At 50.3% G+C, this 26378-nt stretch carries 24 protein-coding genes and 2 tRNA genes; 13 read left to right on the forward strand and 13 right to left on the reverse strand.

Annotation, left to right across the window (positions count from 1 at the left end):
• Window positions 1-138: 138 nt before the first annotated feature.
• The 4 genes from JMW05_RS02425 to JMW05_RS02440 all read left to right on the forward strand — a co-directional run bounded on the left by JMW05_RS02425 (window position 139) and on the right by JMW05_RS02440 (window position 4260).
• Window positions 139-1197: an ABC transporter substrate-binding protein gene (locus tag JMW05_RS02425; RefSeq protein WP_201503821.1), complete on the forward strand. Its 1059-nt coding sequence runs from the start codon at window positions 139-141 to the stop codon at window positions 1195-1197.
• 60 nt (window positions 1198-1257) lie between these two features.
• Complete coding sequence (locus JMW05_RS02430) at window positions 1258-2286, forward strand: ABC transporter substrate-binding protein (protein ID WP_201503822.1); 1029 nt, start codon at window positions 1258-1260, stop codon at window positions 2284-2286.
• Between the two features lie 235 nt (window positions 2287-2521).
• Window positions 2522-3421, forward strand: a complete 900-nt coding sequence (locus tag JMW05_RS02435; RefSeq protein WP_201503823.1) for an ABC transporter permease — start codon at window positions 2522-2524, stop codon at window positions 3419-3421.
• A 44-nt stretch (window positions 3422-3465) separates the two neighbouring features.
• On the forward strand, window positions 3466-4260 hold the full coding sequence (locus JMW05_RS02440; protein WP_201503824.1) for an ABC transporter ATP-binding protein: 795 nt from the start codon (window positions 3466-3468) through the stop codon (window positions 4258-4260).
• An 88-nt stretch (window positions 4261-4348) separates the two neighbouring features.
• Here JMW05_RS02440 and JMW05_RS02445 read toward each other — a convergent pair whose 3' ends face one another.
• On the reverse strand, window positions 4349-5269 hold the full coding sequence (locus JMW05_RS02445) for a LysR family transcriptional regulator (RefSeq protein ID WP_201503825.1): 921 nt from the start codon (window positions 5267-5269) through the stop codon (window positions 4349-4351).
• Window positions 5270-5390: 121 nt separating this feature from the next.
• Here JMW05_RS02445 and JMW05_RS02450 point away from each other — a divergent pair, with 121 nt between their 5' ends.
• The 5 genes from JMW05_RS02450 to JMW05_RS02470 all read left to right on the forward strand — a co-directional run bounded on the left by JMW05_RS02450 (window position 5391) and on the right by JMW05_RS02470 (window position 9527).
• On the forward strand, window positions 5391-5777 hold the full coding sequence (locus tag JMW05_RS02450; protein ID WP_201503826.1) for a DoxX family protein: 387 nt from the start codon (window positions 5391-5393) through the stop codon (window positions 5775-5777).
• A 23-nt stretch (window positions 5778-5800) separates the two neighbouring features.
• Entirely contained in the window at window positions 5801-6679 is an 879-nt protein-coding gene (locus JMW05_RS02455) for a pirin family protein (RefSeq protein WP_201503827.1), read from the forward strand.
• A gap of 66 nt (window positions 6680-6745) precedes the next feature.
• Window positions 6746-7732 carry a glutathione S-transferase family protein gene (locus tag JMW05_RS02460; protein ID WP_201503828.1) on the forward strand — a complete coding sequence of 329 codons (987 nt, stop codon included), beginning with the start codon at window positions 6746-6748 and terminating at the stop codon, window positions 7730-7732.
• A 183-nt stretch (window positions 7733-7915) separates the two neighbouring features.
• Window positions 7916-8596, forward strand: a complete 681-nt coding sequence (locus JMW05_RS02465; RefSeq protein WP_201503829.1) for a class I SAM-dependent methyltransferase — start codon at window positions 7916-7918, stop codon at window positions 8594-8596.
• 82 nt (window positions 8597-8678) lie between these two features.
• On the forward strand, window positions 8679-9527 hold the full coding sequence (locus JMW05_RS02470; RefSeq protein ID WP_201503830.1) for a LysR family transcriptional regulator: 849 nt from the start codon (window positions 8679-8681) through the stop codon (window positions 9525-9527).
• 34 nt (window positions 9528-9561) lie between these two features.
• On the opposite strand, the gene JMW05_RS02475 is transcribed toward JMW05_RS02470, so the two are convergent.
• The 6 genes from JMW05_RS02475 to msrB all read right to left on the reverse strand — a co-directional run bounded on the left by JMW05_RS02475 (window position 9562) and on the right by msrB (window position 12854).
• On the reverse strand, window positions 9562-9942 hold the full coding sequence (locus JMW05_RS02475; RefSeq protein ID WP_201503831.1) for a RidA family protein: 381 nt from the start codon (window positions 9940-9942) through the stop codon (window positions 9562-9564).
• A gap of 9 nt (window positions 9943-9951) precedes the next feature.
• On the reverse strand, window positions 9952-11088 hold the full coding sequence (locus JMW05_RS02480) for a threonine synthase (protein ID WP_201503832.1): 1137 nt from the start codon (window positions 11086-11088) through the stop codon (window positions 9952-9954).
• A 244-nt stretch (window positions 11089-11332) separates the two neighbouring features.
• A tRNA-Asp gene (locus JMW05_RS02485) sits at window positions 11333-11409 on the reverse strand.
• A gap of 36 nt (window positions 11410-11445) precedes the next feature.
• A tRNA-Val gene (locus JMW05_RS02490) sits at window positions 11446-11521 on the reverse strand.
• A gap of 304 nt (window positions 11522-11825) precedes the next feature.
• Window positions 11826-12317: a glutathione peroxidase gene (locus tag JMW05_RS02495; RefSeq protein ID WP_201503833.1), complete on the reverse strand. Its 492-nt coding sequence runs from the start codon at window positions 12315-12317 to the stop codon at window positions 11826-11828.
• Between the two features lie 111 nt (window positions 12318-12428).
• Window positions 12429-12854, reverse strand: coding sequence for a peptide-methionine (R)-S-oxide reductase MsrB (gene msrB, locus JMW05_RS02500; protein ID WP_201503834.1), 426 nt, complete (start codon window positions 12852-12854; stop codon window positions 12429-12431).
• Window positions 12855-13186: 332 nt separating this feature from the next.
• Here msrB and JMW05_RS02505 point away from each other — a divergent pair, with 332 nt between their 5' ends.
• Complete coding sequence (locus JMW05_RS02505; RefSeq protein WP_201503835.1) at window positions 13187-14767, forward strand: aminotransferase class I/II-fold pyridoxal phosphate-dependent enzyme; 1581 nt, start codon at window positions 13187-13189, stop codon at window positions 14765-14767.
• Between the two features lie 94 nt (window positions 14768-14861).
• On the opposite strand, the gene JMW05_RS02510 is transcribed toward JMW05_RS02505, so the two are convergent.
• Together JMW05_RS02510 and JMW05_RS02515 are read right to left on the reverse strand one after the other, a co-directional pair.
• Window positions 14862-16472 carry an inorganic phosphate transporter gene (locus tag JMW05_RS02510; RefSeq protein ID WP_201503836.1) on the reverse strand — a complete coding sequence of 537 codons (1611 nt, stop codon included), beginning with the start codon at window positions 16470-16472 and terminating at the stop codon, window positions 14862-14864.
• Window positions 16473-16881: 409 nt separating this feature from the next.
• Window positions 16882-18603, reverse strand: coding sequence for an ATPase (locus JMW05_RS02515; RefSeq protein ID WP_201503837.1), 1722 nt, complete (start codon window positions 18601-18603; stop codon window positions 16882-16884).
• A gap of 340 nt (window positions 18604-18943) precedes the next feature.
• On the opposite strand from JMW05_RS02515, the gene JMW05_RS02520 reads away from it, so the two are divergent.
• From JMW05_RS02520 to JMW05_RS02530, 3 genes are all read left to right on the forward strand, one after another.
• Window positions 18944-19654 carry an FFLEELY motif protein gene (locus tag JMW05_RS02520; protein ID WP_201503838.1) on the forward strand — a complete coding sequence of 237 codons (711 nt, stop codon included), beginning with the start codon at window positions 18944-18946 and terminating at the stop codon, window positions 19652-19654.
• A 307-nt stretch (window positions 19655-19961) separates the two neighbouring features.
• Window positions 19962-20843 (forward strand): bifunctional demethylmenaquinone methyltransferase/2-methoxy-6-polyprenyl-1,4-benzoquinol methylase UbiE, encoded by an 882-nt coding sequence (ubiE, locus tag JMW05_RS02525; protein ID WP_455233752.1) that lies wholly within the window; start codon window positions 19962-19964, stop codon window positions 20841-20843.
• Window positions 20844-21246: 403 nt separating this feature from the next.
• A complete protein-coding gene (locus JMW05_RS02530; RefSeq protein ID WP_201503840.1) occupies window positions 21247-22905 on the forward strand; it encodes an ABC1 kinase family protein in 1659 nt (552 codons plus the stop codon).
• 108 nt (window positions 22906-23013) lie between these two features.
• Here JMW05_RS02530 and ruvB read toward each other — a convergent pair whose 3' ends face one another.
• The 4 genes from ruvB to fba form a co-directional block, all read right to left on the reverse strand.
• The gene (gene ruvB, locus JMW05_RS02535; RefSeq protein ID WP_201505492.1) at window positions 23014-23991 is read right to left on the reverse strand and encodes a Holliday junction branch migration DNA helicase RuvB; all 978 of its coding nucleotides are present in this window, start codon (window positions 23989-23991) and stop codon (window positions 23014-23016) included.
• A 218-nt stretch (window positions 23992-24209) separates the two neighbouring features.
• On the reverse strand, window positions 24210-24464 hold the full coding sequence (locus JMW05_RS02540; protein WP_201503841.1) for a hypothetical protein: 255 nt from the start codon (window positions 24462-24464) through the stop codon (window positions 24210-24212).
• A gap of 143 nt (window positions 24465-24607) precedes the next feature.
• Window positions 24608-25228 (reverse strand): Holliday junction branch migration protein RuvA, encoded by a 621-nt coding sequence (ruvA, locus tag JMW05_RS02545; protein ID WP_201503842.1) that lies wholly within the window; start codon window positions 25226-25228, stop codon window positions 24608-24610.
• A gap of 85 nt (window positions 25229-25313) precedes the next feature.
• Complete coding sequence (gene fba / locus JMW05_RS02550; protein ID WP_201503843.1) at window positions 25314-26351, reverse strand: class II fructose-bisphosphate aldolase; 1038 nt, start codon at window positions 26349-26351, stop codon at window positions 25314-25316.
• Window positions 26352-26378 lie beyond the last annotated feature (27 nt).

The following is a 26378-nucleotide window of genomic DNA, read 5'->3' on the forward strand; positions in this document are numbered from 1 at the left end:
AGTTTATTTTTTTATTGCGATATATGACAGTGCTGTCATAATATAGCTGGTTTATTTATCGACTGATAACCTTTGTATCTCGGTGATGGCGCGCGCCGCTGTCCGACTTTGTACTTTTTAACCTATGAGCCCATTATCATGATCATTGCCACCACGCTACGTCTGAGTCTTTATAGTGTTGCCCTTAGCGCCATCAGTACCTTAGGACTGGTCGGCTGTTCAGACACCACCTCTGAGACCAGCAGCACTGAGCAACCTGCTACTGACAGTGGCAAGCCCGCAAAGACCCTTGCCATTACCCAAATCGTTGAGCACCCCTCGCTCGATGATATTCGCCGTGGTATCGTGGACGAGCTGGCAGACAGTGGCTATGCTGAGGGCGAAAACCTCACGGTAAATTTCCAAAGCGCGCAAGGCAACACCGCGACCGCAGGGCAGATTGCCAAGCAGTTTGCAGGGGATAAGCCTGATGCCATCGTGGCTATCTCGACCCCGTCGGCACAGTCGGTAGTCGCAGCCACCAAGCAGGTTCCTGTGGTATATACTGCTGTCTCTGACCCAACCGCGGCCAAACTGCTCAATGCAGACGGCACGCCGTTTCAGGACAATCTAACGGGTTTATCCAGCCAGCTGCCACTAGAGCCGCAACTTGATTTGTTGCAACAAATCAAGCCTGACGCTAAGACCGTTGGCTATGTATACAGCCCAGGCGAGGCCAACTCTGTCGCCCTACGCGACCGCCTAAAAGAAGCCCTACCCAAGCGCGGTCTGTCACTGCTTGACGTGCCAGCCAACCGCCCAACCGATATCGGTATGGCAACGCGCAGCCTACAAGGGCGCGCGGATATCATCTACACCTCGATGGACAACAACGTCGCCTCGGCATTCGAAGCGATGACACAAGCCGCCAACGAGCTAAAAATCCCTATCGTCAGCTCCGATGAATTCAGTGTGCGCCGCGGCGCAACCGCTGCTCTTGGGGTCAATGACTATAACTTTGGTCGCACCACAGGCAAGATGGTTTATCGCATCTTAAATGGCGAAGCGGTCAATACCATCAAGCCAAGCGTGATGAACACCCTCACCTTGTACGTCAGTCCTGAACACGCGCGCGCCCAAAACGTCAGCTTGTCAAAAGATATTTTGGACCGCGCCATCAATGTTGATGACACCCCAAGCAGCACTGACAAAAAATAATTCGCTATAGGGTGCGCTAGGATAGCCCCCGCTTACCATTACTCTTTAGGAGTCAGACTCATGTTATACCAAAAACGTTTTGCTAAAGCATTATTATGGGGCGGCATCTGTACGGCCGTACTTACTGGCTGTAGCCAGCCTGCTAAAGACGATGGCAGCGCGGAGACAACCGCCGCCGCAGAAGGCAGCGCTACCGATACCAAAACGGTTGCTATCACCGCTATCGTTGAGCACCCTGCCTTAGACAGCGTACGCAAAGGCGTGATTGATGAGCTAAAAGACGAAGGCTTTACCGAAGGGCAAAACCTCACCATCAACTTCCAAAGCGCGCAGGGCAATACCGCAACCGCAGGACAGATTTCGAAGCAGTTCGTCGCCGACAACCCTGACGTTATCGTTGCGATTGCCACCCCATCAGCGCAGTCTATGGCAGCGGCGACCAACAGTATTCCTATCGTATTCTCAGCGGTCACCGACCCTGTAGAAGCCAAGCTGGTACCGAAACTTGACGGCTCAGGCACCAACGTGACAGGCGCATCAGACGCGCTACCGTACGAGCCACAAATCGAGCTGATGCGTCAGATTATCCCCAATCTAAAGAACGTCGGTTACGTGTATAGCCCAGGTGAAGTGAACTCCACCATCACGCTAAAAAATCTAAAAGAAAAACTGACGCCGATGGGCATTCAAGTCCACGAAGCGCCCGCCCAGCGTAGTAATGATATTGCTATGGCGGCGCGTAGCTTGCAGGGTAAAGTCGATATGATTTACACCTCAACCGACAACAACGTGGTATCTGCCTATGAGTCACTGTTCCAAGCGGCAAAAGAAGGCAAAATCCCATTAATCGCCTCAGACACCAGCTCAGTTGAGCGTGGCGCGGTGGCAGCACTCGGCGTAAACTACTACGACCTAGGACGCGAAACAGGTAAAATCGTGGGTAAAATCCTAAAAGGTGAAAAAGCAGGCAACATCCCTGTTTACACCCCGCAAAAGCTTGATTTGTACGTCAGTCCAAAAAATGCACAGTCACAAGGGGTGACCTTACCACAAGCGGTTATTGATAAAGCCAAAGAAGTGGTAGAATAACCCCTACTGCACGGCAGCAGCACCCTTTTGCTGCCGTACTGAACAGCCAACAGCCTCTGTGCTGATGCCTTTTGTACTCGATAGCAGTCACACACCAGCGCTCACCCAGCGCTGGTCTTACTTTAACTGCAGATGCTTGTATCTGTTAAATTTACCACCCAGTAGTCTGTCAGCCTGCGCCTTGTAGTAGTGAGCCGCCCGCTGACCATGCTAGGTTATGATGTATTGATGTCCTATGTCTTTAATCTCTTTTTTTGCGGCGCTTGAGAGTGGTCTGATCTACGGTTTGGTTGCGCTTGGGGTACTTATCTCCTTTCGCACCCTCGACTTTCCTGATTTGACCGCCGATGGTAGCTTTCCTTTAGGTGGCGCAGTGACCGCTGTGTCTATCGTTGCTGGGGTTAACCCATGGCTTGCGTGTTTGTTTGGCATGCTGGCAGGCTCAGTGGCGGGCATCGTGACCGCATGGCTACACGTCAAGCTGGGTATCTTGCAGCTGCTCGCCAGTATCTTGGTCATGGTCGCGCTGTACTCGGTCAACCTGCGTATCATGAATGCGCCCAACCTCTCCTTACTTGGGGAGACGACCGTCTTTAGCAGTCTTGTGACCGACAGCAATGGGGCGTGGATGCGCTGTATCGTCATCGGTGCGGTGGTGCTGGTCGCAAAATTGATGCTCGATTGGTTTTATAACACCGAGTCGGGGCTGTCGATGCGTGCAACAGGCTCAAACCTACGTATGGCACAGGCGCAAGGCATCAATACCTCACGCATGACTGTGGTTGGTATGGCCATCTCTAACGGTCTGATTGCGCTCGCAGGTGGTCTGTTCGTACAGACACAGGGCGGCGCGGACATCTCGATTGGTATCGGTACCATCGTTATCGGTCTGGCGGCGGTGATTATTGGTGAAACCATCATTCCTGCCAAACGCATTTGGCTCATCACGCTTGCCGTTATTATCGGTGCTATTTTGTACAAACTCTTTATTCAGGTGGCGCTATCGAGCAACGTACTGCGCAGTATTGGTTTTGGTCCACAAGACTTGAACTTGGTGACGGCGCTACTGGTTGTCTTTGCCTTGGTATTGCCCAAAGCAAAATCCAAAGTTTTGAGCCGAAAGATGCGCGTCTAACGCAGGCTTTGTCACCAATTTAAAGAGAATAAGGAACCGTAACCATGATGCAAGCCAAAGACTTACGTCTCACCTTTAACCCTGGTACGCCCATCGAAAACCCTGCCCTACGCGGCATTGACTTAAATATCGCTGATGGCGAGTTTGTGACCGTCATCGGTACCAATGGCGCGGGCAAATCGACGTTTTTGAATGCCGTCAGTGGTACGACGCGTGTCGATAGTGGCTCAATCTTATTAAACGGTATTGATGTCACCAAAAAAACCGCGCATCAGCGTGCGCACTGGGTAGCGCGAGTCTTCCAAGACCCGATGGCGGGCACGTGCGAGGCGCTGACCATTGAAGAAAACATGGCGCTCGCGTACAAGCGCGGTGGCAAACGCGGCTTGAGCTTTGCTCTAAATGGCAACAACCGTGAGCTGTTCCGCGAAAAGCTCTCGGTGCTCAAATTAGGACTAGAAAACCGTTTGACCGACCGTATGGGTCTGCTCTCAGGTGGTCAGCGCCAAGCGGTGAGCCTGTTGATGGCGTCCTTGCAGCCGTCCAAAATCTTGCTGCTCGATGAGCACACCGCCGCCCTTGACCCAAAAACCGCCGCCTTCGTGCTTGAATTGACAGACAAGATTGTCCATGACAATCAGCTGACCACCATGATGGTCACCCACTCTATGCATCAAGCCCTAACCCACGGCACGCGTACAGTGATGCTGCATCAGGGACAAGTGGTGCTCGATGTCGCTGGTGAAGAGCGCAAAGGCATGACGGTCAATGACTTGCTCAATATGTTTGAGCGCACGCGCGGCGAAAAGGTCGAAGACGACAGCTTGATTTTAAGCTAAGCCTGCGGGTATCTGTCTGTATACATAGCGCCTGTCACTTGTGTGATAGGCGTTTTTTTACGCCCTTAGGCTATCCTCTCCTCTGAAATTAAGATTGCGGCGCTGTGAACGTGTCCCAATACGGCGCATCGCCAAAACGCTCGGCAAGAAAGTCAATCAGCAATCGACAGCGCTGCGATAAGAATCGATTTTTTGGGTATACCGCATAGGCGTTTAGTGTTGGCAGATGATACTCAGGCAGCACAGACACCAGCGCACCGCGTGCCAGCGTCTCATACACGATAAAGGTCGGTGCGGCAATGATACCGTGCCCCTTAACCGCCATATCTCTTAAAAACTCACCGTTATTGGCTTTCATTTTGGAATCTAGGCTGACCTTGTGCGTGCGGTTTTGTGCATCTATCAAGGTTAGGTCAGTGGCTTTACTGAGCCCATATTGCAAAAAGCTGTGCGTGGATAGGTCACTTGGGCGCTTTGGTGCACCCATCTTGCGCACGTAGTCGGGACTGGCACACAGCGCAAAGCGTATGGGCGTCAAGCGCTTGGCTTGGGCGCTGGAGTCGGACAGCTCACCGATACGAATCGCCAGCTCATAGCCTTCTTCGATTAAATCCACGCGCCGATCTGAAAAGTCCAGCTCAATCTTCAGCTGCGGGTGCGCGCTGGCATACGTGTCTATCAAGCCGCTAAGATGCATCAGCCCAAACGATAGCGGCGCGGTCATCTTGAGCGTGCCTTCGATGCTGGTTTTGATGCCGCTGGTTTGCTCATTGAGCGCATCGACCGCGCCCAGAATATTGCTGGCGCGTTGATAGTAGCGCATGCCCGCTTCGGTCAAGCTCGATTGCCGCGTGGTACGGCTCATAAGCTGAATGCCAAGGCGCGTCTCCAAATCTTTTAAACGGCGACTGACCGCCGATTTGGCGATGTTCAGCTGATCTGCCGCTTTGGTGATGCTGCCCGCTTCAACCACACGCACGAACATCGCCATGTCCTCGAGTTGCCCCATGATTGTTCTCCATATCAGAACTTACATTTGCAATTATTCATGTTTATCTATTTTTTATCAACAATTAAAATGGTGACATTAAATAAGCATTGACCCCGATACGGTCTTTATGGAGACACCGATGACACCACTACAAGCACTGAGCGCCCCTGTTGGGCGATTGTTACTGGCATTGATTTTCATTGTCTCAGGCCTCAATAAGGTGACAGGCTACGCAGGGACTCAAGGCTATATGGAAGCGATGGGTATCCCAGGCGCGCTACTACCACTTGTGATTGCCCTTGAAGTGCTGGGCGGTCTTGCCATCGTTGTTGGCTTTCAAGCACGTTTGGTTGCGCTGGCGCTTGCTGTCTTTAGCGTCGTGTCTGCCGCGATTTTTCATGCAGACTTTGCCGATCAGACGCAAATGCTGATGTTTATGAAAAACATTGCCATCGCTGGGGGCTTTTTGATGATTGTCGCTCATGGCGCTGGGGCTTACGCGCTAGACAACCGTCGTCACGTTTAATCATTGAATCAAGGAGTACCGTTATGAGTACCGAATACACAGCGACCAACAACAACACACAACGCGTCGTGCTAAAACAAGTGCCTGGCGTGGCGACCTCTGATGGCGATGGCGTAAAATTAACACGCATTATCGGCTCGCCTTACTTGGACATGCTCGACCCATTTTTGATGCTCGATTGCTTTGAGAGTGATGACGCGAGCGACTATATGGGCGGCTTTCCGACCCACCCGCATCGCGGCTTTGAGACCGTGACCTATTTGCTAAACGGTCGCATGCGTCACAAAGACAGCGCAGGCAACGAAGGTGTGATTGAGTCAGGCGGCGTACAGTGGATGACGGCGGCGCGTGGTATTTTGCACTCAGAAATGCCTGAGCAAGAAGAAGGCTTGATGAAAGGCTTTCAGCTGTGGGTCAATTTGCCTGCGACAGAAAAAATGAAAGACCCCACCTATCAAGAGTATTCGCCAGAAGCCACGCCGTTTGAGACACGTGACAATGGCACACGTATCCGCGTGATTTCGGGCGAGACGGACGAAGGCACTAAGGGTCCTGTCATCAATCCGCATACCACGCCGACCTATATGGACGTGACGCTGCCTGCCGATACCGAGTTTACACAAAGCCTGCCTGCTGAGCACAACGCCTTTGTTTACGTGGTAGAAGGCACTTTGCAGCTGACCAATGTGGATGGCAAAACCATGAGCGTCAGCGCCAAAAACTTAGCGATATTGAGCCAAGGCGAGCAGCTGTCTGTCAAAAGCGGCGATGGCGAGACGCAATTTTTATTAATCGCGGGCAAACCCTTAAAAGAGCCTGTGGTACGCGGCGGACCATTCGTGATGAATACCCGCGCTGAGCTGATGCAAGCGTTCGATGATTATCGTAACGGTAAATTTTAAGACTTATAAGCGTTAAGACTGAACCGTCTTACGGATACCGCATTTTTTTATAATAAGGAGAAAGATATGGGCTTACTGGTTGATGGTAACTGGCAAGACAAGTGGTACGACACCGACTCAAATGGCGGACGTTTTAAACGTCACGAATCCAGCTTTCGTAATTGGGTGACCAAAGACGGCAGCGCAGGACCGACGGGCAAAGCAGGCTTTAAGGCAGAGGCAGGTCGTTACCATCTGTACGTCTCGCTTGCTTGCCCGTGGGCGCACCGCGCTATCATCTATCGCAAGCTCAAAGGGCTTGAAGATATGATTAGCATGTCGGTGGTCAATCCCTTTATGGGCGATCATGGCTGGACGTTCGCCCCTGATGATGGCGTGGTTGCCGACCCGATTTTTGATGCCGATTATATGTATCAGATTTATACCGCTGCCAATAGCGAATACACAGGTCGCGTGACCGTGCCTGTATTGTGGGACAAGCAAACCAATACCATCGTCAACAACGAATCTGCGGAGATTATCCGTATGTTTAATGAGGCGTTTGATGACATCGGTGCAACGCCACTCGACTTTGTGCCTGATGATGTGCTCGATGAGATTGATTCGTTAAACGAATTTGTCTATCCCAACATCAATAATGGCGTGTACCGTGCAGGCTTTGCCACCACGCAAGAAGCCTATGAAGAAGCGGTGACCGATTTATTCGATGCGCTCGATAAGCTTGAAGCGCGCCTTGCTGACAAGCGCTATTTGACAGGCGAGCGCATCACCGAAGCCGACTGGCGCTTGTTCACCACGCTGGTGCGTTTTGATGCCGTGTACTTTGGGCATTTTAAATGCAATATCCGCCGTATTAGCGACTACCCGAATCTATGGGGCTATCTGCGCGACTTGTATCAAGTCGATGGCGTCGCCGAGACGGTCGACCTATCGCACATTAAGACGCATTATTACGCCAGCCACGATATGATTAACCCCACGCGTATCGTTCCTGTCGGTCCTGATATTGACTTTGACGCCCCGCACGAGCGCGCAAAACTGTCAGAAGCATAATCAATAAACTACCAAATAATAAATTTATCCTACCCCGAATCGCAGCAGCTGCGGTTCGGGGCTTTTTTATGCTGGTCATTATTGGTTACTTACTTCAAGCCTGCGCTTTTATAAATCGCTTGGTTGACTGCTCCTCGGTCATGATTTATGTTGAATAAAAAACAATACATAGGCAAAACCATAATGACTCCTGATTTTTGGCAAAATGCTTGGCAAACTCAGCAAACAGGCTTTAATCAAAGCAAACCCAACGCCATGCTAAGGCAGCACTTTGATAAATTAAACGTGCCTAAGCAAGGGCGCGTATTTGTGCCCTTATGCGGCAAAAGTGTCGATATGCTGTGGCTTTTGTCCCAAGGCTATCACGTGGTCGGTGTCGAGCTGCATGAGCAGGCGGTCAAAGAATTGTTTAATGAGCATGGACTCTCCGCAACCGTCACCGCGCACCCGACCCAGCCGAATTTAAAACAGTATCGTGCCGACTACCAAGGGCAAACGCTAACGATTTGGGCGGGCAATCTGTTTGATGTGCAGCCTGACGATATTGGGCAGATTGATGGGATTTATGACCGCGCCGCACTGGTCGCCCTGCCCGATGACGCGCCCGAGCGCATGCGCTGGCAGTATACGCAGCATTTGGGCACGCTCACTGGTTATGCCCCTCAGTTGTTGCTCGCGTTTTCTTATGATGATGACAGTGGCATCACTGACAAAGCGCTGCCGCCGTTTTTGGTGACAAGAGAGGCGCTGGATGATTACTACGCCGCGCATTACGACATACAACTGGTTGCCAAAGAAAAAGCGGAGTATGTGTCCACGCGAGCCGATTCGGGCTATAGGCTGGCGTATGTCTTGACGGCATAAACGCTTATGGGAATGTTGAGGCTCATCTCTTCATTACAAACACGCTCAGCCCGTCGCAGTATTCAACACTAATAGGTACATTATGTTGTTAGAAGGGATTGAAACCTTATTGGTATTGTCCGAAGCAAAGACCATGAGCAAGACAGGCAGCCTGCTATTTATCAGTCAATCAGCGGTCAGCAAACGCATCCATAAGTTAGAAAAAAAGCTCGGTAAGAAGCTCATCGAGCCGCAAGGGCGCTATGTGCGCTTGACTCATGACGCTATGGCATTGATTGAAAGCGTCGGTCCGACTTTTAACGAATTGCGCGGGCAAATCCATGACCAAAGCATGATGGATAATCATAAGACACCCATCCATATCGACTGCTCGGAGACGCTGATTTTTGGTTATTTTAGTGACTTGCTTGCCGCTGCCATTCAGCAAGACAAACACCTTATCCTCTCCACCAACCACACCCCAATAATCCTCGAAAATGTCAAATCTGGCAAAGCAACCATCGGACTGAGCGCAGGTCATTTGCCCAATCATACAGGGCTGCTCACCTTTCATTTATTCGACGAGCCGTTTTATATCATCAGCCAGCAGCCCCTTACAGACTTGCCTGCCACTTTAATAACCACCGATTTGAGCAACCCCGCCAATGCGTACCAGTCGGCGGTGCTCGATACGCTTGGTATCACGCCGCTCATGCAGCTCGACTCTTATCATGCCGCCGCGCGGCTGGCACTAAGCGGGGCTGCCGCCGCATTGATGCCGTTATCCATCATTCGCGGTCTTGGCATTCACAGCGCGCATACTCATAGCTTTTCAGCCTTAGATGCGCTGGTGCGCCCCGTGAGCGTGTGTGTGCGGCAAAAAAACTACAGCATTAACCGTGTACAGCAATTGGTAAAAACGCTGTGTGATTATAAGCCCCCGCTCCTATAGCCAACCCAATAACCAGCCACCAAAGTCATTGCTTTTATTCATCGCATACTGCCATACAATCAATCTCAATCCCAAAGCCAAAATGCAGCGCGCTGACAGGCACTATCGTGCGTACGGGCTTGTGATGGATAAAGTACTCAGCACAAATGGCATTCACCTGTGCCCAAAGCCCCACATCCGCAATATAAATTACCAGCTTAATGACTTTATCCAGTGACGTCCCCGCTGCTTGCAAAATCAGCGCGATATTGTCAAACACGCGCCTTGTTTGCGTCTCAAAGTCCTCTATGACGTGCGCCCCTGAGTCAGGGTCAATCGGCAGCTGACCTGAGATATACAGCACGCCCGCATGGTTGATGGCTTGGCTGTAATGCCCAGCGGGCTTTAACGCATTGTCCGTTTGTATGTATTGCATATATGCCCCTTACTCCCCGTCCACACCATCAGCCATCAGCGCTTGTAACGTTTGGGTCGCCTTTAGCCCATTACCCGTGATAATGCCAACTGTGACTTGTCCTGCAAGGATTTGCTGCATTTCTAACAAGCGCTTGATACCCGCAAAAGCAACTGCGGATGTCGGTTCGATAAAGAAGCCTTGCTTGCCCATCATATGTAGCGCTGCTTTGATTTCTGGCTCGCTCACAGTAATAAAGCCGCCTTTGGACTCACGCACGAACTCAATGATTTCAGACATTCTTGATGAGCGCTGGATTTTGATGCCTTCGGCAAGGGTATCGGTCGCGTCAATGGTAATTTTTTCATTATTAAACTGCTGCACAAAAGGCTGAATGCCTGTCATTTGTACACCAAATAGCCGCGGTAATTTGTCTATAGCGCCGCCGCGCAGCAATTCTATAAAACCCAAATAAGCACCCGCTAATAAACTGCCATTACCTGCAGGTACAATGAAATTATCTGGCGCTCGGTAGCCGCACTGCTCCCAAATCTCATAAGCAATGGACTTGACGCCCTCAATAAATAGCGGATGCCAATTATGACCCACATAGTGGCTGTCATGGGTTACGCTACTGTTCATCGCCGCCTGCGCCACGTCCTCTCGCGTGCCTGCGACCTCAAAACAGCGCGCGCCATACATGCGCGTTTGCACCGTTTTTCCCAATGACGTTCCTGCGGGCACAAAAATATTGCAAATCAAGCCGCCTTTTGCCGCGTAGCCTGCATACGCTGAGCCGCCATTGCCGCTTGAGTCCTCGGAGATGTTGCGAATGCCTTGTGCGTATAAATGGTTGATGACCATTGCCGCGCCACGGTCTTTAAAAGAGCCTGTCGGCATGAGCGAATCCATCTTGACCAAAATATCCACCTGCCCAATTTTGGCAGTGGCTAGAGGCGTGATGGTCTCATTAAAGGCAATGTTGATTTCTGCTTTATCAATCGGATAGGCTTTGGCATAGCGCCACATGGTGAAATCATGGGCAATAATATCGGCTTTAGAAAAGCGTGGTTTTGCATCGATCCACAGCGCCCCACCGCAATCACAGCGGATACGCTGCGGTGTCGGGGTGTACTCTTGCGTGCATTGCTTGCATATATATTTCATGGTTATCCCTCTATATTGTGATTACAGATAGGATATAAGCGATAGTGGGAATGGATAAGCGAAAGGTAAAAATACGTTGTATGCCTGATTGGCATGGGTTGGAATCATAGCTGGATTTGAATGCCGTAAGCTGCAAGCGCTTGTAAAAATAGAATTAGAAAATTCAGGCACAAAAAAACCCCAAACAATTTAATGCTTGGGGCGAAACTTGTATAAACTTTGAAGTCTAAATTCGTTTTAAATATGGCGCAGCGGACGGGACTCGAACCCGCGACCCCCGGCGTGACAGGCCGGTATTCTAACCAACTGAACTACCGCTGCTTAGGTCGTCTAGCTTTTTTACCACAAGCTAATAAGTGGTGGGTGATGACGGATTCGAACCGCCGACATTCTGCGTGTAAGGCAGACGCTCTACCAACTGAGCTAATCACCCTGAGCGAGGATATAGCGAAGCACTGCTTCGTCCGAGCGCAAGAGAATTTACATTTTCGTAAATTCTAAAAACTCGATAACTATATGTATCGCGAAAACCCTTAAAAGATTTTCTTAGTAAGCTATCATCAGCTGTCACACTCGATGTTAACTTAATCAGCTGGGCTTGTTTTGTTTAGCCCCTTGCTGTGGGTGTGTATTATATAGATTTACATACCCCTGTCAAACACTTTTTGCAGTTATTTTGCCCTTTTTTTAAAGTTTTTTATAAGATATTGTTTTCGCTGTGATTATTTAGCACTACTTTACACACTTTTTTGTGCAAGCTGTGCTTCGATGTCGTCAGCCAAGGCTTTTGGCTCGGTCGTTGGGGCGTAACGCTCGACCACTTGACCCTCACGATTGATTAAAAATTTGCTAAAGTTCCATTTAATCGCATCCAGCAGGACGCCACCTTTTTGTTCTTTCATCCATTTGTAGATGGGATGTGCGTCACTGCCGTTAACGTCAACCTTTGCCATCATAGGAAAGCTGACACCATAGTTCTTTTGGCAAAACTGCCCAATCTCTGAGGCATCGCCCGGTTCTTGATGCCCAAACTGGTTGCAAGGAAAGCCGATGATGACCAACCCTTGGTCTTTATACGTCTGATACAGCTGCTCTAGCCCTTCGTATTGCGGCGTCAGTCCACATTTGCTGGCGGTATTGACGATGAGCAGTACTTTGCCTTTGTAGTCTGCGAATGACTGCATGCTGCCATCCAGGCGCTCGGCTTCAAACTGATAGATGTTGTCCATGATTCTGTCCTTATTTGTTTTGGCTGTTATGGTTTTTATATTGCTGCGAATATTAATGGGCAAAGCGCGCTTTTATCACGCGCTCTGCTTTTATAGATTTAATGTCGCTTATTATTTCGCGTCTTTGTCCAGCTCTAGCGCCACTGAGTTGATGCAGTAGCGCATGCCTGTGGTCTCGCGTGGACCGTCTGGGAAGACGTGACCCAAGTGCGCGCCGCAGTTGCTACAAGTGACTTCGGTACGGCGCATGCCGAGTGAGGTGTCTAGGTGTTCGTCAATGGCGCTGTTGTCGATGGTTTGGTCAAAGCTTGGCCAGCCGCAACCTGCATTAAACTTGTTGTCCGCGTCAAACAGCTTTGCGCCGCAGCCTTTACAACGATAGACGCCGTCGTCAGTGGTGTCGTTGTATACGCCAGTGAATGGACGCTCTGTGCCTTTCTCGCGCATGATTTGGTATTCTTCTGCACTTAGGCGCTCTTTCCAATCGGCGTCGGTCAGTTGGGCGATTTCTTCTTTGGTCAGTTGATTGTCTTGCATAAGGTGTCCTTAATCTTGTGATGTATTCGTTATCAATGGTTATCAGATAAAGCGCAATCGTTGCTCTAGTCTGCGCTTTTAATATGGCGATAACCAGTGGCTTTTGCTAGTGTTCCTGCTACGAAATGTTGATGTCTGGTCACAATATGCTAATGGTGCGTAAAATCAACCCTATTTTGCAAGATATACTTGCAAAATATCTGTGTTTACTAAAAAGTCAAAAACTCCGTTTGCCATCCACCTTTTTTTGCAATAATATCTTGCATTACCCTATGTGGATACAGATTATGCCTTTGACCTTATAAAGGCTCTATCAAGGATGCAGTGTCACTATGACAGATCAGACAAGTAAAGACCGACTGGCGCAGGCGGCACGGTTGGTGCGCCTACGCCGCAACCAAGGTCTGACCGCCGAACAGCTGGCGCAAGCGATGACTGAGGCAGGCGCAAAAGTTAGTCGCGGCGCTATCTCTAACTGGGAGCGCGGTACCAATGGTATCGTTTCCTCAAAGCTGCCCACGCTTGCGCGTATTTTGGGCTGCACAGAAGGTTATCTGCTGCGTGGTGAAGATGCCAACGAGGCATCGAACGCACCCGCCAAGCGCGCGCCCGCGTCCTCTATAGCCGCCACTACCACAACGCCCCCTTTATCCTCCCAATCGACTGCAACGGGTCATGCTATGAAACCATTAACCAAATCGACCAAACTTAAAAACGTCTGCTACGACATCCGTGGCCCTTTATTGCAAACGGCCAATCAAATGGAAGCCGATGGTCACCGTATTATTAAGCTCAATGTTGGCAACCCTGCCCCATTTGGTTTAGAAGCGCCGCATGAGATTTTGCGTGATGTGTCGATGAACTTGACCGAAGCGACAGGCTATTCAGACTCGCAAGGGATTTTTTCGGCGCGTAAGGCAGTATTGCAGTATTATCAGTCTAAAGGCTTGCTCTCAGCGGTCGATGTGCGCGATGTGTATTTGGGCAATGGCGTGTCTGAGCTGATTGTGATGACCATGCAAGCGCTGATGAATGATGGTGATGAGGTGTTGATTCCGATGCCTGACTATCCTCTTTGGACAGCTGCCGCCAACCTATCAGGCGGTACAGCGGTACATTATCGCTGTAATGAAGAGGACAACTGGCAACCTGATATTGAAGACATCAAGTCAAAAATTACCGACAAAACCAAAGGTATTGTGGTTATTAACCCCAACAATCCGACAGGCGCGCTGTATTCGACTGAGGTGTTAAAACAAATCGTAGATTTGGCGGTGGAGCACGATTTGGTGATTATGGCGGACGAGATTTACGACCGCGTGCTTTATGATGATGTGGTACATACGCCGATGTGTACGCTGACCGATGACGCGCTGGTCTTGTCTTACAATGGCTTGTCCAAGTCGCACCGCATCGCAGGTTTTCGCGCAGGCTGGATGCTGGTCTCAGGCAAAAAACAACACGCCAGCGACTTTATCGAAGGGCTAGACATGCTTGCCTCAATGCGCTTGTGTGCCAACGCGCCAGCGCAGCACGCCATTCAAACGGCAATGGGCGGCTATCAAAGCATGCAGGAGCTGACGGCGGAGACAGGACGCTTGTACAAGCAGCGTGAGATGGCGATTTCGCGTTTGAACGCCATCAAGGGTATTTCTTGCACCAAGCCGCAAGGGGCGTTTTATTGCTTTCCAAAAATGGACCCTGAGGTCTACCCCGTCAAAGACGACATGCAGTTTATGATGGACTTACTTGTCGAAGAAAAAGTGCTCATCGTCCAAGGTACAGGCTTTAACTGGGACAAACCCGACCATTTTCGCGTGGTGTTCTTACCCAATCTGTTAAATCTTGAAGATGCGATGGACCGTTTGGACCGCTTTTTTGCCAAAAAACGCCAACAGTTCGGCACCGATTGATTGTATTAAAACATAAGCGCCATATAAAAAAAGCGTACTGCCAATCGGGAGTACGCTTTTTTAGTGCTTGTGTTTGGTAATTGTCTGTTACGACTTAACCAAAAATGTTGTTTAAAACCACAAAGCTGATGGCAGACATTGCCGCAGCAGCAGGCAGGGTAATGACCCATGCCAAGCCGATTGGCTTCATCAGTGCCCAGTTGGTGTTTTTATTGACCATACCGATACCCAGTACCGCACCAACCAAGGTATGCGTACTTGAGACAGGCAGACCCATGGTTGACGCGCCCATGACGACCGCAGCGGCAGCAAGCTCGGCTGAAAAGCCTGAGGCTGGGTGCATTTTGGCAAGGTTGGTACCGACGGTCTGAATGACTTCTTTACCAATAAACCAAAGACCGACAATCAGCGCCACACCAAAGGTGAGCATCACCGCTGAGGGTACAGCAGCTTGCGCAGCGATGCTGTTGTTACGAATCACGTCCATAATCGCAGCGAACGGACCGACCGCGTTGGCGATATCGTTTGAGCCGTGACTAAAGGCAAAGGCTGAGGCGGTAAATACCTGCATCCAGCTGAACATAATAAAGGTGGCTTTGCTCAAGTCTTCTTTGTGCTTACCACGGATACTCTTGGTATAGATAAAGGTCGCAAGCCACACCAGCGCACCAATCATACCCATGATTAAGAAGGCATTGAGGTTGCTCAATGAGCTGTTGACGTTCTTTAAACCTTTAAACACGACCAAAGAGGTCATGACCACACCACCGCCCGCAGCGATAAGCGGTACCCATTTTTTGAGGGCTTTTAGCGTGTCTAGGTCGTTACGCTCACGCTCGATGTCATATAGGTTTTGATAATAGTCGGTTTCTAGGTCTTCACGCGAGCAGTCGTCGTCTTTATAGATTTCTTGGTCGCGTAGCATCGCTGAGGTGTATGACAGCTGTAGTGACTCTGAGAGCTTGTCAAAAAATTCTTTGTGGTTTTGCTTGAGCGCTTTTTTGGCTTGCTTCAAATCATGGATACGCGCTTCGGTCATGTCATTGTAGTCAATGATGTTCTTTTTAATCTGACCGTAAAGAATGTACGATAAAATACCACCCAAGACAGGCGACAGTACCCATGAAATAGCGATTTGACCAATGGTGCCCCAATCTACGGTAGACAGTGCCATGTCGGTACCGCCGACATAAATACCAAGGACAATCGAGCTACCAATCACACCGCCAATAATCGAGTGCGTGGTCGAGACAGGCAGACCTTTGCGCGTGGCGTATAGCAGCCATAATGCGGCTGCAATCAAGGCTGAGAGCATCACATAGATGAACTGGTTGGGCGTCACCGACAGACCGTCCAAATCCACAATACCCTTACGAATGGTGTCGGTCACCTCACCACCTGCCAGCACCGCACCAGACACTTCAAAAATCGCCGCCACGCCTAAGGCTTGGGGAATGGTCAGTGTTCCGGCACCAACGGACGTACCAAACGAGTTGGCGACGTCATTACCGCCGATATTAAACGCCATGAAAATACCAAAGGCGGTGGCAACGACAAACAGTAACGTCTGCTGATGCAATGTGTAGCCAATACCCCACCATAGGAAGTAAATGGTCATTACAATCAGAAGAATGGCAAAGAAGAGATTCACTCTCATCGAACCGACTTTTTTGGTCGGTTGCGTAGAACTGCTGCTAATACCCATAGGTTGATATGCCCTGCGTCAGCTTATGAAAAAATAGTGCGAATAAACACCTGAGCCAATGCGCCACGCTTGATGTCAGCATGGGGTGTCAGCACAAGTGGGGATGTTGGGCATCATACTGCGGCTAAGACGCGTCTGTCTGAATTGACCAAAAAGGTGCTAGACGCGAAATGCTAAAGCTGTCAAGAGGATGATGCGCCGCCTATTATATTAGATATGTATCTAGAATGCATGGTTCTGTGTCGATATTTACCGCCATGTTGATACATTCCAAGATAAGATTGAATAACTGCCGCGCTGGTTGTACATCGCGGCAGCCCTATTATGGTGACTCTTGCGCAATTGTCAAAGACAATCGTGAGTATGACAAGTCATTTTACATTTTATATTTTTATGACGATTCAAGCAGTTAGCGCAAACCCTTAGCGCTCTCCAGCTGATTGATCGCATGCTCGAGCACTTGTAGGCGCGCGCGGCGCTTATCATTGGTGGCAATGATATGCCACGGTGCGGCATCGGTATTGGTGCGCGCCAGCATGTCCGCCGCCGCTTGTACGTAGTCGTCCCACTTATCACGGTTGCGCCAGTCGTCATCGGTCAGCTTGTATTCTTTATGCGGTGTCTCCTCGCGCGCTTCAAACCGCTCAAGCTGTGTCTTTTTATCAATCGCCAGCCAGTATTTTAAGACCGTCGTCCCTGACGCTACCAGCTGCGCTTCAAAACGGTTAATCTCACCATACGCGCGCTGCCATTCATGGTCTTTGGCAAATCCCTCGACCCGCTCTACCAGTACCCTGCCGTACCATGTGCGGTCAAAAATAGCGACGCGGCTGATGCGGTCGGTACGGGTGTTGGGCAAACGCGTCCAAAAACGCCACAGATACGGATGCTCAAGCTCGTAATTCATGGGCGCGCCGATGTTATACACTTGATATTCACGCGGGTCGAGCGGCGCAACCAAGCGCTTGATTGCGCCGCCCTTGCCCGCCGCGTCCATGCCCTCAAAGGCAAACACCACATGCCTATCCCCACGCGCGCGCAGTAGCGCTGCCAGACGGCTTTGCTTGTCCGCCAATGCTTTATGGTAGTCATCCTTGTCCATATCGGGGGCGCCAATATCGGTCAGCACTTCAGGAATGGGCGCACACACGAACTCGCTGGCGTCTTTGCTATTTATTTCTTCGTCCTCGGCAGCTTTGTCCTCTGCCTTTTTATTATCTGTATCGTCTTGGTTTACTGGCAATGCTTTGCTGTCAACGAGCGTGTGCTGTATGGCGTGCAAGACTTCATGACAAAAGCGGTTGGTCGCGCGCGGCTTGTCGGTGCCATCGATGATGACCCAATCGCCTTGCTGCTCAATCAATAGCGTGGCAACTTTATTAAAGGCTTTGATTACGGCTTGGTCATCCCAGTCAATTTGATACAAAAATTCAGGGTCGGCATCATCATCGTGCAGTCGGTCTTTTAAGGTGTCGGCATCAATATGAAACCAGCATTTTAACAGTTTGGTTTGGTTGGCTGCCAAGTCGCGCTCGAAGTCACTAAGCTGCGTTAAAGCACGCTGTAAATAGTCGCGCCATGCTTTTTTGGCGTGTTTTTTAGCAGATTTGTTCTTACCCTTATCTCCTTTGGCGTCTTTGTCTTTACTGTCGCTGATAAGGCGCATCACCTGATAAATCAAATCGGCATACCAGTTACCAAAATACACCATCACCTCGCCTGTACGCGGCAGGGTGTGGGTGTGCGTCTGCCAAATCGGCTGCGCAGGTTGCGGCGCGGTACCGATGGTCGCCTCGACCTTGAGCAATCTTGGGTCGACCCATTCGCGCAGCTGTTTGACCGCTGCGCCTTTGCCCGCCTGCTCCATCCCATTGACCAGCACCAACAGACCGTGCGGCGTGGTGTTATATTCTGCTTGTTGTTGGCGGGTCGCACGCAGCGCATATTGGGCGGTAATCAGTGCCAAGCGCAGCGCATCATCATCAAATGAAAACTGGCTGAGCGGATTGGGCGTCAATAGCGCACGGTGACTGTCGTCCTCACTTGGGAGGGTACGTGTGGTTGTCTTTTGCGGTTTTTTGGCGGGTTTATCGCGGTCTTTTTCATCTTTTTTTGCTTTACTTTTTGCCATGAGGAATGTCCTTATTGCTGTTGTTATTTTTGCCTTAAAAGCATAGCATTTGCGCTTGCGGCATCATGTAACCGTTTGCATTTGTATTTTGTTTGCTTTTCTTTTAAGGTGGCGGTCGCTGAATAATGGTATGCTTGACCAGCATGCTTGTCTGATGGGCGGCTTGGGACAATCGGTATCGGATAGGGTCGCCTTATTAAGCATATGGGCGGCGCACCTATTTTATGATGACCCGCGCAAAGACACCAAAAAGCAGCAACCGCTTTTGTATTTTTTTATAAGCTCGAACGGATGGTTTTACCGTGTTCGACATTGGATATTTGATAGAGGATAGCTTGTCATGGCTGCGCTGACTGAACTACAACGACACATCACCCACTACTGGTCTTTGCCTTATCATCAAGATGAGGCGTTAAACTATAAGCTAAACGAGGTGCAGGCGTGGCAACGTGAGCGCATTCGCCACACGCATCGCCAGATGTTTGAGCAGCCAAAAAACAAACCAATGGCGAACTATTTTTTAAACAAGCTCTATGGCGGCGCAGAATTTGGTTTGCTTGCCAAACAGCTTGAGCGCATCTTGCCAAAGACCAAAAAAATCGAAAAACTGGCTAAAGAGTCGGCATTAGAAGCAGGCAGCCTTGCCATTCAAGCGTCCATCCTCGCCATTGAGCTGGACATGCACTTGGCAGAATGGCTGTTAAAAGAAGACTTGCCTGTCAATGATGACAACATGCTCGCCGCCTATCGCGCCGTCGATGAAGCGGACAAGCGCCGTACACAAATTCGCAACCTAAAAGAAGTCTGCTACCGCACCGATAAAGATTTAAACTCGTTTATGCTAAGAAAGGCATTTGCCTTAGCCAAAAGCACCGCCTATCGCCGCAACTATCAGCCTTTATACGACTTTATCGAAGCAGGTTTTGAGGCGATGAAGCCGCTAAAGAGCGTGGGCACGTTTATCGACCCATTTTGTGAGCGTGAACTGGCGTTGATTGAGCGTGTACATCAGCCGCAAGCGACCGACAGCAAAAGCGCGTTTGGCTTATAACAATCAGCACGACAAAAGACCACCGTCAGCGCGGGCGCGAACGACCGTATGATTCAGCAGTTAAACCCTGTCAGTACGCGCACCGCCCTACTGACCCACTAAAAAAACGGATAAGACAATGAGCAACTCAACAAAAACAACGACCGACACCACCGACAACGTACAAGACAAGCTGGTGCAAGACAGCCTAGACGCGCAAAAAGCCTTAAATGAGAAAACCAAAGGCGCACCAAAAGCGGACGCGCCTGTTGCGCCAGCAGACAAGGCAGCAAACCCGTCAACAAAAGAAGACGAGACTTTTACTGATGTGACCGACTTGCCAGCGGGCGCGCCACAAGGTCAGCAGCAACCCCTTGCCGCACCGAGCGAAAGCCCAACCATCAATAGCCAAACTACCTTTCACCCACGCGACGACATCAACAACCCACACACGCCAGACACCGACGGTTTAGAAGACACGCATTTTGGCTATCAAACGGTTAAAAAGTCTGAAAAACAAGCGCGTGTGGCAGACGTCTTTACCTCAGTCGCCAAAAAATACGACATCATGAATGACTTGATGTCATTCGGTATCCATCGTCTGTGGAAGCGCTACGCCATCAGCCTATCTGGCGTGCGTAAAGGTCAACACGTGCTTGATATCGCAGGCGGCACGGGCGATTTGGCAAAAGTATTCAGCCGTGAAGTCGGTCGTACAGGTCACGTCGTGCTCTCTGACATCAACGCAGCAATGCTTGAAGTTGGTCGTGAGCGCCTGATTAACGCGGGCTGCAACAATGTGGACTTCGTCCTTGCCAATGCCGAAACGCTTGCGCCGTTTGAAGACAACAGCTTTGACTTGGTGACCATCAGCTTTGGTCTGCGTAACGTGACCGACAAAGACGCGGCACTGCGCGCTATGTACCGCGTATTGAAGCCAGGCGGACGCTTGCTGATTTTGGAATTCTCAAAGCCTATCTTTGAGCCATTATCAAAAGCCTATGACTTATACTCATTCACTGCGCTGCCATTGATGGGCAAAATCGTTGCCAATGATTCTGAGAGCTATCAGTACTTGGCGGAGTCGATTCGTATGCACCCTGACCAACAAACGCTGAAACAAATGATGCAGCAAGCAGGCTTTGAAAACTGTAGCTTTAACAACCTAACCGCAGGCATCGTTGCTGTACACCGCGGCTTTAAAGCGTAACGGATGTAGGGTGCGTCATCAATTAGCACATGAAGTCATTTAGCGGTCTTAAACTGGCTAAATCTTGTCAAACAGCGTCAAAAATCTTGTGAATATATCTATATTCTCTGCCATTTTTTCCTTGTTTGACTGCGATTTATCTCACTTTAAGCCTCGCTATCTAAATGATGACACACCCTAGGTTTGGTTGACAGCGTCTATATTGCTTAGGCTATTTTAAAAGGCGTGTTAAATCACTATACATCTTTCAATGCTCTTAAGCTTTAAAGATATTAATGCCCAGCGATGGTAATGTCTGTCGCTGGGTTTTTTATGCGTTAAAAACGCTTGCCCGCAGTAGCGGTCATTTTGGCTGGGTTCATGCTATGATAATGCGTGTTTTTTGGCAATATGACGACCGACCATGCTCCTATCCCATCAAAAGCGCCTGCGCGAGCTGTGGCGCATTGCCGCGACCTACCGCATCGACACCCATTTACCGCTCGAAGACATGCCGCAGCTTGCGCCTATTGCGCGGCTGATTCGCTTGCACCCTGCTGCGTGGGGCAAAAAGCATCAGCAGGATGCCATCAAGTACGCGCTTGAGGACATGGGTACGCTGTTTTTAAAATTGGGTCAGCTGCTCTCCACGCGCCGTGATCTTGTGCCGCCCGAGATTATCGAGCAGCTCATTAAGCTACAAGACAAGGTCAAGCCCTTTAGCCCTGATATTGCTATCGCACAAATCGTCAAGCCGCGTACAGGCTTGGGGCAGCCGCTGGATACCTTGTTTGCCCGCTTTGATAGCAAGCCCCTTGCCGCAGCTTCTATCGCGCAGGTGCATACTGCGGCGCTGCCAGACGGACATGAAGTGGTGGTCAAGGTAGTGCGCCCTGAGATTCGCGCGACCATCGTGCGCGACTTTGAGCTGCTGCGCGGCGTTGCTGATTGGGCATCGGCGCGTATTGAAGCGGCGCGGGCGGTACACATCATCACTATTGTCGAAGACTACCGCCAAGTGATGCTCAATGAGCTGGACTTGACCATCGAGGCGGACAACACCACGCAGATGCGCAATAACTTTTTAGGCTCTCCGCTGATGTACGTGCCTGAGGTGTATCTGAGTGCCAAGAACGTCATGGTCATGGAGCGCATCCAAGGCGTGCCCATCTCGCAGACGCACGTTTTTGACCAGCTTGGTTACGACCGCGCCACGCTGGCGGAAAAAGGACTGACCATCTTTTTTACCCAAGTGTTCCGTGACAACTTTTTTCATGCCGACATGCATCCTGGCAATGTGTTTGTTGAGACACCGCCGCTTGCTGAGCTGAGCGCAGGTACTGCTGCACCCCTGCCGCACCCGCCGCGCTATATTGGGCTGGACTGCGCGATTATGGGCTCACTGTCGCCTGATGACCAAATGCTGGTGGCGCGTTTGCTGCTCTCAGTGATGAATAATAACTTCGAAGCGCTGGTGACCATCGTCAGTCGCGCAGGCTGGATACCGCCCAGCGCGGACAAGCACGCCTTGCAGCGCGATATGCAGCGCAGTATCGGACCGATGCTCAACAAGCCGATTAATGAGATTGATTTTGCGGGTGTGCTCGTGCAGATACTCGACATTGCGCGCAAACATCACATGACCATACCGCCGCAGCTGATGCTACTGCTCAAGACGTTGGTACACGTCGAGGGACTCGGGCGCGACCTCTACCCCGCGCTTGATATTTGGTCACTTGCCAAGCCCATTATTAACGATTGGGTACAAACCCAACTCGACCCCAAACGCAAGCTCAAACAACTGCGTGCCCAACTGCCTGAGCTGCTACTCTCTGGCGCCGAGCTGCCCAAATTGCTCGATAAAAGCGTGCAAAGCCTCGCGGCTCAAGGCGCTCGCCAAGACCAACAGATAAGGGAAATCCAGCAAATACGCGCCGATATGCTCAACACGCGCCGTAATGATTGGCTGGCGCTCGCTGTCTTTGCCATCGCCATCGCTGCCGCCATACAGATTGACGGCTGGGTATCACTCATCTTTTACATGCTTGCCGTCATCGTGGTGGTCATTCGCCTGCTGCCATAAATAAAATTAAAAAACTGCAATGCTTAGACAAAAAAAGGCTTACCCCAAATGGTAAGCCTTTTTTTCATTTCATAACTGTTTTTAAAAAATTATCTTATTTAAAAACCATCAGATTTGGTCAATCGCCATTTGCGTCAACACCCGACCACGTGCGGTACGCAGCACATAACCTTGTTGAATCAAATACGGCTCAATGACGTCCTCTAGCGTGCCTCTGTCCTCTGCCATCGCAGCGGCAACCGCTTCCACACCCGCAGGACCGCCATCAAAGCGCTCATGCAAAATCTCAATATAGCGTCTGTCTAAATGATCGAGTCCGCGTCTATCGACCGCGAGCATATCGAGCGCACTGCTGGCAATCTCACCCGTCACGTGACCATCACTTTTGACCTCAGCATAGTCACGCACACGGCGCAACAGGCGGTTGGCGATACGTGGTGTCCCGCGCGCACGGCGGGCAATCTCCACCGCGCCCTCTTCACTCATGGACACTCCCATCAGACGCGCGGCACGGCGGACAATCGTGGTCAAATCCGCCACGCTATAAAACTCAAGGCGCTGTACGATACCAAAACGATCACGTAGTGGTGAGGTCAACAGTCCCGCACGCGTGGTCGCCGCCACCAAGGTAAAAGGTGGCAAGTCGAGCTTAATCGAGCGCGCCGCAGGACCTTCACCTATCATAATATCAAGCTGAAAATCCTCCATCGCAGGATACAGAATTTCCTCAATCACAGGGCTTAAGCGGTGAATCTCATCGATAAACAACACATCACCTGCTTCAAGATTGGTCAGCATCGCCGCCAAATCGCCCGCACGCTCCAGCACAGGACCTGAGGTTGAGCGCAGATTGCCGCCCATCTCGCGCGCAATGATATTGGCAAGCGTGGTCTTACCCAGCCCAGGCGGTCCAAATATCAGCGTATGGTCAAGCGCTTCATCACGAGCGCGCGCCGCACCAACAAAGACCTCCATCTGCTCACGCACCACGGGCTGACCGATATATTCAGCCAGTAACGCAGGACGAATATTGCTGTCAGGGGCATCGGTGGCGGTTTCGTTGGGATTGATCAGGCGGTCTTGCATCATAGTATCTACATCATCTTGGGTTATCATCAGCGCTGCTATCAGCAATAGACAGCATACCCAATGCCGCGTACAAAGTCATGCAAAAAGGCACAGCATTGCAACAGGTATTAAAAATAAGCGACAATGAATGTCGTGTTATATGGTGTACTGGAATTTGAAGGGCGTGGAGGTAATACTGAGTGTACAGTGAAAAGAAATCTATCTGTACAATATAGTTATTCAATATTATAAGAAACTAACTGAGCTAATAAATCATCAATAATTTTTAAGCACGTTTCTTGTGACAATACAAACTCAGCACCAATATCCATCGCAATCAAGCTGTGTAGATCGCTCTGCATACAGTAGGGTATCTCAGCGGAATATTGTAATAAAAAACGCATGGACAATTCTGCTACCTTAATGGGCTGGTAGTCGACTGCTATTTTCTCCCGCAAGCTTAAAAGCTCTTTTTGCTTCATTGACTTCATATTTTTTCAACATTAACATTTAATTATCATTCAGTTCTATATAGCCTTTAAGCTGCTTTATTAGTCATAACATATAAAACATTATAGCGAACAATAAAAAAAGCTGGCTACTTTACAGTAACCAGCTTTGATAAAGCACCTGATTAAAAGCTCGACAGCTGCCGTAGGGTCGCTTTGAGCAAGCTTTGCGTGTCATCAAAGTCATCTGACTGACCACGCGCCGCTTTAATCGCTTGCTGCGCTTCTTTTTCCTTATAACCAAGGCTAATCAGCGCGCCTTCAACCTCTGCATTGATGCTGCTATCACTGCTGATGGCGTGCTCGGTATACTCAGGCATACCTGCATTGCCCGCCACTTCAATATTCTTAAGCTTGTCTTTGAGCTCAATGAGTAAGCGCTGTGCCGTCTTTTTACCAATACCTGGAATACGCGTCAGCGCAGCTTCCGAGCCTTGCTCGACCTGCGCTTTTAGCTCTGCCGCCGACATCGCTGAGAGCATCGCGAGTGCCATTTTTGCGCCCACGCCGTTGATTTTAATCAGCTGGCGGAACACATCACGCTCACTGCGACTCATAAAGCCATAGAGCAGCTGGGCATCTTCGCGCACATGGTGGTGTGTCCAGATACGCGCATCGTGCTCTAATTGCAGCTGACAAAATGATGGCAGCGGCAGTTCGATATCATAGCCGACCCCTGAGCTGGTCAAGACACAGGCGCTGGGGGCACTTAGGTGTACCACTTGCCCACAAATCAGTCCAATCATCGCCTGCTCCTCTATTCTCTATTGGTGGCTGTTCTTTGACTGCCGCCATGAATACATGACGGCGATTTGCGCTATATCGCCAAGCTTACTCGTAAAATGCGACCATGCCTTCTAGGCTGATTGGACGGATTTTGCTGGCTTGACCTGCTGAACCAAAGGCTTCAAAGCGGTTGGTGCAGATATCTGCCATCGCTTGCATTGAGGCTTTGAAGTATTTGCGTGGGTCAAATTCGCTTGGGTTGTGCGCCAAGTACTGACGAATCGCGCCCGTCGATGCCAAACGCAGATCAGTGTCGATATTGACTTTACGCACGCCGTGCTTGATGGCCTCAACGATTTGCTCAACCGGTACGCCGTACGTTTCGCCAATCTCACCGCCAAACTCGTTAATCACTTTTAGCCATTCTTGCGGCACGGATGATGAGCCGTGCATGACCAAATGCGTGTTCGGGATACGTGCATGGATTTCTTTGACGCGCTCGATAGATAGGATGTCCCCTGTCGGTGGACGGGTGAACTTGTACGCGCCGTGGCTGGTACCGATGGCGATAGCAAGGGCATCGACGTTGGTGTCATTTACGAACTGCTCCGCTTCATCCGCGCTGGTCAATAGCTGGGTGTGGTCGAGTACGCCTTCTGCACCGATGCCGTCTTCTTCGCCCGCCATGCCCGTCTCTAAGCTGCCTAGGCAACCGATTTCGCCTTCAACAGACACGCCACACGCATGCGCCATTTTGACCACTTCTCGGGTCACGTCAGCATTGTAGTCGTAGTCCATTGGCGTTTTGCCGTCGGTACCGAGTGAGCCGTCCATCATCACTGATGAAAAGCCCAGCTGGATTGAACGCTGACAAACGGCAGGCGATGTGCCGTGGTCTTGGTGCATTACCACAGGAATATGTGGCCATTCTTCAATCGCGGCAATAATCAGATGACGCAAAAACGCTGAGCCTGCATAGTTACGCGCGCCCGCACTCGCCTGTACTATAACAGGTGAGTCACAAGCATCCGCCGCCATCATGATGGCACGCATTTGCTCTAGGTTGTTGACGTTAAAAGCAGGAACGCCATAGTTGTGTTCAGCCGCGTGGTCTAACAATTGACGCAAGGAGATTAAAGCCATAAATCGCTCTCTGGTTGGGTATAAAAA

The organism is Psychrobacter aestuarii (assembly GCF_904846035.1).
In the GTDB taxonomy this organism is placed as follows: domain Bacteria; phylum Pseudomonadota; class Gammaproteobacteria; order Pseudomonadales; family Moraxellaceae; genus Psychrobacter; species Psychrobacter aestuarii.

Coding starts and splice junctions, on each gene's coding strand:
- ruvA (WP_201503842.1), bottom strand. CDS start 25,228: ATGATTGGACTGATTTGTGGGCAAGTGGTACACCTAAGTGCCCCCAGC.
- JMW05_RS02460 (WP_201503828.1), top strand. CDS start 6,746: ATGGGCTTACTGGTTGATGGTAACTGGCAAGACAAGTGGTACGACACC.
- JMW05_RS02440 (WP_201503824.1), top strand. CDS start 3,466: ATGATGCAAGCCAAAGACTTACGTCTCACCTTTAACCCTGGTACGCCC.
- JMW05_RS02445 (WP_201503825.1), bottom strand. CDS start 5,269: ATGGGGCAACTCGAGGACATGGCGATGTTCGTGCGTGTGGTTGAAGCG.
- JMW05_RS02475 (WP_201503831.1), bottom strand. CDS start 9,942: ATGCAATACATACAAACGGACAATGCGTTAAAGCCCGCTGGGCATTAC.
- JMW05_RS02495 (WP_201503833.1), bottom strand. CDS start 12,317: ATGGACAACATCTATCAGTTTGAAGCCGAGCGCCTGGATGGCAGCATG.
- JMW05_RS02530 (WP_201503840.1), top strand. CDS start 21,247: ATGCTCCTATCCCATCAAAAGCGCCTGCGCGAGCTGTGGCGCATTGCC.
- JMW05_RS02435 (WP_201503823.1), top strand. CDS start 2,522: ATGTCTTTAATCTCTTTTTTTGCGGCGCTTGAGAGTGGTCTGATCTAC.
- msrB (WP_201503834.1), bottom strand. CDS start 12,854: ATGCAAGACAATCAACTGACCAAAGAAGAAATCGCCCAACTGACCGAC.
- JMW05_RS02430 (WP_201503822.1), top strand. CDS start 1,258: ATGTTATACCAAAAACGTTTTGCTAAAGCATTATTATGGGGCGGCATC.
- fba (WP_201503843.1), bottom strand. CDS start 26,351: ATGGCTTTAATCTCCTTGCGTCAATTGTTAGACCACGCGGCTGAACAC.
- JMW05_RS02455 (WP_201503827.1), top strand. CDS start 5,801: ATGAGTACCGAATACACAGCGACCAACAACAACACACAACGCGTCGTG.
- JMW05_RS02515 (WP_201503837.1), bottom strand. CDS start 18,603: ATGGCAAAAAGTAAAGCAAAAAAAGATGAAAAAGACCGCGATAAACCC.
- JMW05_RS02505 (WP_201503835.1), top strand. CDS start 13,187: ATGACAGATCAGACAAGTAAAGACCGACTGGCGCAGGCGGCACGGTTG.
- JMW05_RS02480 (WP_201503832.1), bottom strand. CDS start 11,088: ATGAAATATATATGCAAGCAATGCACGCAAGAGTACACCCCGACACCG.
- JMW05_RS02520 (WP_201503838.1), top strand. CDS start 18,944: ATGGCTGCGCTGACTGAACTACAACGACACATCACCCACTACTGGTCT.
- JMW05_RS02470 (WP_201503830.1), top strand. CDS start 8,679: ATGTTGTTAGAAGGGATTGAAACCTTATTGGTATTGTCCGAAGCAAAG.
- JMW05_RS02425 (WP_201503821.1), top strand. CDS start 139: ATGATCATTGCCACCACGCTACGTCTGAGTCTTTATAGTGTTGCCCTT.
- JMW05_RS02540 (WP_201503841.1), bottom strand. CDS start 24,464: ATGAAGTCAATGAAGCAAAAAGAGCTTTTAAGCTTGCGGGAGAAAATA.
- JMW05_RS02465 (WP_201503829.1), top strand. CDS start 7,916: ATGACTCCTGATTTTTGGCAAAATGCTTGGCAAACTCAGCAAACAGGC.
- JMW05_RS02510 (WP_201503836.1), bottom strand. CDS start 16,472: ATGGGTATTAGCAGCAGTTCTACGCAACCGACCAAAAAAGTCGGTTCG.
- ruvB (WP_201505492.1), bottom strand. CDS start 23,991: ATGCAAGACCGCCTGATCAATCCCAACGAAACCGCCACCGATGCCCCT.
- JMW05_RS02450 (WP_201503826.1), top strand. CDS start 5,391: ATGACACCACTACAAGCACTGAGCGCCCCTGTTGGGCGATTGTTACTG.